The organism is Pantoea sp. SIMBA_079, assembly GCF_046940275.1.
Classification (GTDB): Bacteria; Pseudomonadota; Gammaproteobacteria; order Enterobacterales; family Enterobacteriaceae; genus Pantoea; species Pantoea borealis.
Genome location: NZ_JAWRYR010000101.1, coordinates 1 through 337 on the forward strand (window position 1 = coordinate 1; position 337 = coordinate 337).

Genomic DNA, 337 nt, shown 5'->3' on the forward strand with positions numbered 1-337 from the left:
CTGGAACATCTTGTTTAAATTGTCGGTTTAACAGGTTTGATACAACTCGGTGTTCCTGTGTATGGGTCAACTAATGAGATCTTAGCTTACCATGTGTCAGACCGTATCACGATGGACTTAGCCACAGATACCCTTCTCAAGTTAAAAAAGAATCGCGACTTTAAGCGGGCAAAAGATGCATTGATCCACTCCGACCAAGGAACGCATTATACCCACCCTGATTTTCAGAAATTAGTGAAGAAACTTAAATTGCGCCAATCAATGTCAAGACGAGGAAACTGTTGGGATAACGCTCCCCAAGAATCGTTCTTTGGTCATTTTAAAGATGAGGCCTCGA

General features: G+C 42.1%; 1 pseudogene. It reads left to right on the forward strand.

The window, feature by feature from the left end:
- Window positions 1-63: 63 nt before the first annotated feature.
- Window positions 64-337, forward strand: a pseudogene (locus tag SB719_RS19290) (DDE-type integrase/transposase/recombinase); the annotation flags it as partial.